This is a genomic window from Arthrobacter sp. 10T413_2 (assembly GCF_056394205.1).
The window spans coordinates 1-7,663 of record NZ_JBFTHK010000190.1; the positions used below are offsets into that span (position 1 = coordinate 1).

The following is a 7,663-nucleotide window of genomic DNA, read 5'->3' on the forward strand; positions in this document are numbered from 1 at the left end:
CGGGCTGCAGGGGGTGGACCCTGAGGCGCCGTTCAAGGAGGGCTACTCGACCGCGGGACGGATGCCAGGCCAGGACCCGGAGCGGAACTCCGACCAGGGCCCGGCCGACTGGCTGGAAGCAGGAAACGCCGGGCAGGGCGAAGGGCTCGGGCTGACCCTGTMCCGCCAGATCGCGCGCAGCCGTGGCGGCGATGTCTGGGTGATTTCCCCTGGCGAGCCCGGCGGGCCGGGTGCCGTGTTTTGTGCCCGCTTGCCTCGGGTCCTGGCAGTTAACGACGAAAGGACACGAATTGAAGGATGACCTGAGGGTCCAGATTGTCGACGACGACTTCCACGTGGCCCGGCTCCATGCCACCTACGTCAATGCCGCGCCCGGCTATATGGCACTGGAACCGGTGGGGACAGGGGGAGCCGCCCTGGAGGCCATCCACGCATTCCGCCCGGATCTTGTCCTAGTGGACATCTACCTCCCGGACGGCAACGGGCTGGATATCCTGCGGGGTCTGGACATTGACGCCTTCGTTCTCAGCGCCGCGTCGGATCCTTCCTCCGTCCGCAAAGCCATGCGGAGGGGAGCCTTGGGATATCTCATCAAGCCCTTTTCGGAGAAGCAGCTCGCCGAAAAGCTCCGCGGCTATGCCCGCTACCGTCGCYTCCTCGCTTCGGAATCCGCACTGGACCAGGAGGTCCTGGAACGTGCCTTGCGTCAGCTGCACACCTCAGATGCGCAAACTGCCAAAGCCCGAACCGTGACGGAAACCGCCGTCCTCGGTGCCCTKGGACACACCCCGGGAGCCCTGACCGCGGTGGATGTTTCCGCAAGCGTCGGCATCTCCCGGGCAACAGCGCAACGTTACCTCTCCGCCCTGGTGGAGGACGGCTCCGTCGACGTCAACCTCCGCTACGGCACCACCGGACGACCTGAACACCGCTACAGCCTCCGGGCAACGTAGCCCTGTTGGGCGGGGCCGCGGATCCGTGGCGGCGGGAGGCGGGCGACGAAACGCCACGACTGGCCGGACTTTCAGTCGTCCGGCGGCAGGGACAGGGGCGGAATCGACTCGTGCAGCGGGATCCGGATCCAGCGCTGGCCCGTCTCCCGGAACTCCGCCCGGGTGGAGAAGCGGTACAGGTAGCTGCGGGCGCGCACCCAGTGGGGGCGTTCGCCGTCGAACGGATCCATCCGCAGCAGGCGCAGGGTGGGGCGGTCGGCCTCCAGCAGCTTGGCCAGGAACGCGTAGAACCACCTCTCGTGCACGGTGCGCAGCGGCAGGAACCACATYAGCCAGTCGAGGCGGAGGTGATAGGGCGCCCACTGGCGCGGGATCCGCCGGACATCCCCGGGCTTGCCGCGGAAGCCGTACTCCCGCCACTCCGCAGTGTCGTCCGGTTCCGCGGCGATGGTTCCTTCCACCGCGATTTCAATCCGCTGCTTCGTGACCGTGCCGAAGGCGCCGTAGGCGTTCACGAGCTGCCAGCGGTTGAAGGCGGCGTTCATCAGTTGGTAATGGGAGAGCAGGTTCTCGATCGGGCGGTAGCTGAGCACGAGCAGCAGCACGGTGCCAAAGAGCACCACCACCAGCCACGCGACCGGCKCTTGGCTGCCGGCGCCGGCAGGAGCGCCGGCTCCCCATGCCTCCGAGTGCCAGTCGAGCGGAATCGCCGGGATCACGGTATGCGCCACCGGATCACTGACCGCGGCGAAGGCGAGCAGGATCGCCATCCAGTTGAGCCAGGCGAAGTTCCCGCTCGCCACCAGCCAGAGCTGGGTGAAGACAATGATGCCCGCGGCTGCGCTGGCCAGCGGCTGCGGGGCAAAGAGGAAGAACGGCACCACCAGCTGGGCGAAATGGTTGCCCAGGACTTCCAGCCGGTGCCACGCCTTGGGCAGCAGGTGCGCTTGCCGGCTGAGCGGGCCGGGCATCGGCTGGGTCTCGTGGTGGTAGTACAGGGCAGTCAGATCCCGCCACTCCCGCCCGCCCCGGATCTTGATCATGCCGGCACCGAACTCAAGACGGAACACCAGCCAGGCCAGCAGGATCAGGATGGTCCTGGGCGGGGGAGTCTGGTCGGAGCCGAGGAACGCCACGGTAAACCCGGCCTCGAGCAGCAGCATCTCCCAGCCGAAGCCATAGAACGTTTGCCCCACGTTGACTATCGACATGTACAACAGCCATAGCGCCAGGAACGCCAGCAGGGGAACCCAGGGCGGGCCAAGCTGCGGCAACCCTAAGACAAGCGTGGCGGCAATCGCCATCCCGCCCCAGCACACCGCGCGCAGCAACCGGTCCGAGTAACGCCAGCTAAACAGGGTGGGCCTGCGCAGCCGGCTGGAACCTGCCAGGAAATCCGGGACCGGCAACAGGCCGCGCTCGCCGAGGAGGGCCGGGAACTGGTTTAGTGAGGAAAGGAACGCCACGACATACAGGATGGCGACGCCGCGCTGCAATACCTGCCGGGCGAACTCGTACTCCGGCGCGTCCAGCCAGGCCGTCCACTCCACGATCCCCACGTTACGCCTGCGGTTCCCGGCGTCAACGTACCGTCGCAGGCAGAACCACGCGGGCGTCGGGTGCGCACTTCGCGGCAGTGTTGCGCGCCKGGACTGCCGTGACATGCCAACTCGATGCTGGCCGCGGCGCAACTCGAGCAAGAGCGCGGTGCGGGATACTTGAATCATGCAGCCGCGCAAGATCGTCATCCTCGGGTCCACCGGTTCCATCGGCACACAGGCGATTGACGTCGTCGACAGCGCCCCGCACCTTTTCGAGGTCGTCGCCCTCAGCGCCGGCGGCGGCAACCTCGAACTCCTGGCCCGGCAGGCCGTCCACACCCGCGCCCAGGCCATCGGCGTTGCCTCCCGGGATGCCTCCGCGCTCCGGGACATGATCAACGACGCCGCCCGCGCGGCAGGGCTCCTCGGGTACAKCCCCGAACTCATCACAGGCCCCAATGCCTCCACTCGGATCGCGGAAATCACCGCTGACGTCGTCCTTAACGGCATCACCGGCTCCATCGGGCTCGCCCCCACCCTGGCCGCCCTCAGATCCGGTGCCACGCTGGCCCTGGCCAACAAGGAGTCCCTCATTGTCGGCGGCTCGCTGGTCAAGGCCGCTGCCCGCGAGGGCCAGATCGTCCCKGTGGATTCGGAGCATTCGGCGATTGCCCAGTGCCTGCGCTMCGGCTCCGCAGCGGAAGTGGACCGGCTCATCCTCACGGCCTCGGGCGGCCCGTTCCGCGGGAGGACCCGGGACCAGCTCCACGATGTCTCGCCGCAGGACGCCCTGGCCCACCCCACGTGGGACATGGGCCTCATGGTCACCACCAACTCGGCAAGCCTCGTCAACAAGGGCCTGGAAGTGATCGAGGCGCACCTGCTTTTCGACATCCCGCTGGAGCAGATMGACGTCGTGGTCCACCCGCAGTCTGTGGTGCACTCCATGGTCCAGTTCGTCGACGGCTCCACGATCGCCCAGGCCTCGCCGCCGGACATGCGCCTGCCCATTGCCCTCGGTCTCGGCTKGCCGGACCGCGTCCCCGGCTCTGCCCGGGCCTGCGACTGGACCCAGGCCACCAGCTKGACCTTCGAGCCGCTGGACGCCGTGGCGTTCCCCGCCGTCGGTCTCGCCAAAGACGCCGCACGGCAGGGCAGCACCTTCCCCGCCGTGTTCAATGCCTCCAACGAGGAAGCCGTGATGGCCTTCCATGCGGGGCAGATCCGGTTCACCGACATCGTCGATACCATCGAAGCCGTCCTCAGCGAACACACAGGATCCTCCGGGCTGACGGTGGAGTCGGTACTGGATGCTGAAAGATGGGCACGCGCCCGCACCCACGAACGTTTAGCCGTCAGAAGCGTCTAGGAAGCAGCAGATCACGCACATGAGCCCCGTCCTCCTCTTTATCCTCGGTGTCGTCTTCGTGGCGATCGGCATCGCAGTGTCCATCGCCTTGCACGAAGTCGGGCACCTGCTGCCGGCCAAGCTGTTCAAGGTCCGCGTGACCAAGTACATGATCGGTTTCGGACCCACCGTCTGGTCCAGGAAGCGCGGCGAAACCGAGTACGGCCTCAAGGCCATCCCGCTGGGCGGCTACGTGTCCATGATCGGGATGTACCCGCCGAACAAGGACGACGGCACCGTCCGCACGTCGAGCACCGGCATGTTCCAGTCCCTGGCGTCCGATGCCCGCTCCCTCGCCCATGAGGAAATCGGCCCGGGCGACGAGATGCGGGTCTTCTATCGTCTGCCGGTCTGGAAAAAGATCATCATCATGCTCGGCGGCCCTGCAATGAACCTGCTGATCGGCGTCGTGCTGACCGGGGTGCTGCTGATGGGATTCGGCGTCGCCAGCCAGACCACCACCATCGCCGACGTCTCCAAATGCCAGGTCAAGGCGGGCGAGACCGTGGACCCGAATTCCGCCGCCTGCAAGCTCACCCCCGCGGCAGCGGCCGGGCTCAAGCCGAACGACACCATTACCTCCTTCGACGGCAAGGCCGTCACCAGTTGGGATGAACTCACCGGCTGGATCCGCGCCTCGGCGGGCAAACAGGTCAGCATCACCGTGCAGCGCGGCGGCGCCACGGTCACCGCCACAGTCACGCCTGTGCTCTCCTCCCGTCCGGTAATCGGCGCCGACGGCCGGCAGGCCAAGGACGCTGACGGGAAGCTCCAGTACCAGGACGTCKGTTTCCTCGGCATCGGCGCCCAGACGGCACTCGTCCAGCAGCCGGCCTCGGCCGTGCTGCCGATGGCCGGGGAGAACATCAAGCAGGTTGCCGGCGTGATCGTGAACCTGCCGGACCGCGTGGCCGGCGTGGCCAAGGCGGCCTTCAGCGAGGAACCCCGGGACCCCAACGGGCCCATCAGCGTGGTGGGCGTGGGCCGCGTGGCCGGCGAGGTCGCCGCCATGGAGGATGTCCCGCTGCAGTCCCGCTTTGCCGCACTGATAGGTCTGCTGGCCGGACTCAACTTCGCCCTCGCCGTCTTCAACCTCATTCCCCTGCTGCCGCTGGACGGCGGCCACGTGGCCGGCGCGCTGTACGAGGGAGGCCGCCGCCAGGTCGCCAAGCTGTTCGGCCGTCCGGACCCCGGCGCCTTCGATATCGCCAAGATGCTCCCGGTGACGTACGTGGTGGCCGTCCTGTTGATGGGCATGGGAGCGCTGCTGATTTACGCGGACATCGTCAAACCGGTCAACCTCTTCGGGTGACGCGGCGGCCGTCGTGGCTGCGGAAATGTCCCGCGAGGTTCTCTGGTTTTGTCCGCGTGCTCAGTCCTGCGGCCGGGKGCACTTTGCCGCTGCCCGGTGGCGAAATGGACGAGGGCGCCCGGCGTTTCGTGTCAAAGTGCCCCCGGACGGCGCGCGGTCAGTCCGGGCCTGTCCGTCGGGCCTCTCCTTCCCAGCCCGCTTCCGCTGATTTTCCTTCATTAGCTTATTTCGGCTGATTTTTAGTAATMAGTTTAAAGTGATTGATTATTSAGAATCACCTCTCTAGGCTGGGGCCATGTACGTCATGACAATCGACCAGCGCGGCAGTACGGGCGACGTCGACCGGGTCCCCCACCTCCTGAAGGAACTGGGCGCGCTCTCCACCGCAGGGCGCTTCGAGCGCTCGGTGGGAGACGAGGTCCAGGGCGTCGTGGAACAGCCCGACGAGGTGGTGGAGATCGCCCTGCACGCCYTGCGCAGCGGTCGCTGGTACGTCGGGATCGGGGTGGGGGACGTGGACCAGCCGCTGCYCGCCAGCCCGCGGGAAGGCTCCGGCCCTGCCTTCGTGGCAGCCCGGGCCGCAGTTGACCGGGCCAAGGGCGCGGCAGCCCACGTGCCGCTCGCCGTGGTCGCCGGCAATGGCCGGCGGCCTGGTGCCTGCGCCAATGCGGAGGCGGTGCTGCGGCTGATCGGACGCCTGGTCCAGGACCGGACCGTGGCGCAGTGGAAGGTGGTGGATGTACTGCGTTCGGTGCGGGACGGACAGACCGGCAGTCACGGCACGCACGGCACCCAAAAAATCGCAGCGCAGAAACTCGGAATCACGGAGCAATCGGTGAGCCGCGCCGTCCTGCGCTCCGGCTGGCAGGAAGAATGGGCGGCGAGGCCGGCGGCCGCGATGCTGCTGTCCTTTGCCGACGACAGCACAGAAGGAGACCGGTGAACGCCCTCTGGATCACCCTGGCCCTGCTCACGGCCGGCTTCGTCGGCTGGCCGGTCACTGCCCTGGTCTTCCGGCTCGCGCGGACCATTGACGACCGGGCTGACGCCGCGGGGGTCGCCGGCGCGGGTGCCGGCGACGCTGCGGTCGTGGATCCCGCCGCAGACTCAACCGCCGACGTCGAGAGCCCCCGGCCCGCAGCGGACGCCGCCACTGCAGCAGACGCCGCCGCGCAGGCTGCGGCGGATGCGCCGGCCGCGCAAGCCGTCCCGGAGCCTGCTGCCGCGGAGCCTGCCGGGGACGCTGACACGGTCAGCGCCGCGCGCATCCTGCGGGGCGGCGCCATTATCGGAGTACTGGAACGGTTCGCAGTGTGCCTKGCCGTTCTCGCCGGCCAGCCCGTCGCCATTGCCTATGTCGTGGCCATCAAGGGCCTTGGCCGTTTCGCGGAGTTGAAGGCCACCCCGGTKGCCGCCGAGCGGTTCATCATCGGAACGCTGACGTCCCTGCTCTGGGCATCCGGTGTCGCCGCTCTGACCAAGGTCCTCTTCCTCGGCTGACCGGGCGCAGGGCGGCCCCGGATGGGAACCGGGCAAACTGGGCGATAGTGTATCCATATGACTGTTTTTGCTGTGGAGTACGTGTACGACGCCGAATCTTCCGAGGTCCGCGATGCCAGCCGCCCGGCGCACCGCGCATGGACTGCGGAACTTGCCCGCGAGGGCGACCTGCTCGCGAGCGGCCCCTACGGCGATGGTGCGGGTGCGCTGCTCATCTTCAAGGCTGCCGACGAAGCGGCCCTGAACGACCTCCTGCGGCAGGACCCGTTCGCCGCCGCCGGTGCCATCTCGGGCACCCGCACCACTGTGTGGGCGCCGCTGACCGGTCTCCTGGCCGAGCACGCCGCCTAGCCCGTTCCGCCTCCGCCTTCGATACCTCGATACCAAAAAGGGAGTCCACGTGACCTCGGTCAGCCTGGGAATGCCGTCAGCACCGCCCCCCGTCCTTGCCCCCCGCCGGAAGACGCGCCAGATCAAGGTCGGATCTGTGGGTGTCGGTTCCGACTCGCCCATCAGCGTCCAGTCCATGACCACGACGCCGACGACGGACATCAACGCCACCCTGCAGCAGATCGCTGAGCTCACCGCGTCCGGCTGCGACATCGTGCGCGTCGCCTGCCCGTCTGCCGACGACGCCGAGGCGCTGCCGATCATCGCCAAGAAGTCCCAGATTCCGGTGATCGCGGACATCCACTTCCAGCCGAAGTACGTCTTCGCCGCGATCGAGGCCGGTTGTGCCGCCGTGCGCGTGAACCCGGGCAACATCCGCAAGTTCGATGACCAGGTCAAGGAAATCGCCCGCGCCGCGAAGGACCACGGCACCTCCATCCGGATCGGCGTCAACGCCGGATCCCTGGAACCCGGCATCCTGAAGAAGTACGGCAAGGCCACCCCGGAAGCGCTCGTCGAATCCGCCGTCTGGGAAGCCTCGCTCTTTGAAGAGCACGGT

The 7,663-nt window shown here is 67.7% G+C and carries 8 protein-coding genes and 1 pseudogene; 8 read left to right on the forward strand and 1 reads right to left on the reverse strand.

The features are described 5' to 3' along the window. Together AC1DBQ_RS19860 and AC1DBQ_RS19865 are read left to right on the forward strand one after the other, a co-directional pair. Window positions 1–301: pseudogene (locus AC1DBQ_RS19860) on the forward strand (hypothetical protein); the annotation flags it as partial. Beyond that, window positions 291–953: a response regulator transcription factor gene (locus AC1DBQ_RS19865; protein ID WP_476930146.1), complete on the forward strand. Its 663-nt coding sequence runs from the start codon at window positions 291–293 to the stop codon at window positions 951–953. The pseudogene AC1DBQ_RS19860 and the gene AC1DBQ_RS19865, both read left to right, overlap by 11 nt. 71 nt (window positions 954–1,024) lie before the next feature. Here the strand turns inward: AC1DBQ_RS19865 and AC1DBQ_RS19870 are convergent, their stop codons facing one another. Beyond that, on the reverse strand, window positions 1,025–2,503 hold the full coding sequence (locus tag AC1DBQ_RS19870) for a lipase maturation factor family protein (RefSeq protein WP_476930152.1): 1,479 nt from the start codon (window positions 2,501–2,503) through the stop codon (window positions 1,025–1,027). A 175-nt stretch (window positions 2,504–2,678) separates the two neighbouring features. Here AC1DBQ_RS19870 and dxr point away from each other — a divergent pair, with 175 nt between their 5' ends. The 6 genes from dxr to AC1DBQ_RS19900 all read left to right on the forward strand — a co-directional run. Continuing rightward, entirely contained in the window at window positions 2,679–3,863 is a 1,185-nt protein-coding gene (gene dxr, locus AC1DBQ_RS19875) for a 1-deoxy-D-xylulose-5-phosphate reductoisomerase (RefSeq protein ID WP_476930147.1), read from the forward strand. Between the two features lie 19 nt (window positions 3,864–3,882). Continuing rightward, window positions 3,883–5,214, forward strand: a complete 1,332-nt coding sequence (locus AC1DBQ_RS19880; protein WP_476930148.1) for a M50 family metallopeptidase — start codon at window positions 3,883–3,885, stop codon at window positions 5,212–5,214. Between the two features lie 295 nt (window positions 5,215–5,509). Continuing rightward, window positions 5,510–6,157 carry a MarR family transcriptional regulator gene (locus tag AC1DBQ_RS19885; RefSeq protein WP_476930149.1) on the forward strand — a complete coding sequence of 216 codons (648 nt, stop codon included), beginning with the start codon at window positions 5,510–5,512 and terminating at the stop codon, window positions 6,155–6,157. Then, window positions 6,154–6,714: a hypothetical protein gene (locus AC1DBQ_RS19890; protein ID WP_476930150.1), complete on the forward strand. Its 561-nt coding sequence runs from the start codon at window positions 6,154–6,156 to the stop codon at window positions 6,712–6,714. Before AC1DBQ_RS19885 ends, AC1DBQ_RS19890 begins: the two co-directional genes overlap by 4 nt. A gap of 57 nt (window positions 6,715–6,771) precedes the next feature. After that, window positions 6,772–7,065 carry a YciI family protein gene (locus AC1DBQ_RS19895; RefSeq protein ID WP_091249712.1) on the forward strand — a complete coding sequence of 98 codons (294 nt, stop codon included), beginning with the start codon at window positions 6,772–6,774 and terminating at the stop codon, window positions 7,063–7,065. A gap of 49 nt (window positions 7,066–7,114) precedes the next feature. Beyond that, window positions 7,115–7,663 (forward strand): flavodoxin-dependent (E)-4-hydroxy-3-methylbut-2-enyl-diphosphate synthase (locus AC1DBQ_RS19900; RefSeq protein ID WP_476930151.1); only part of this gene is annotated, 549 nt, incomplete at its 3' end.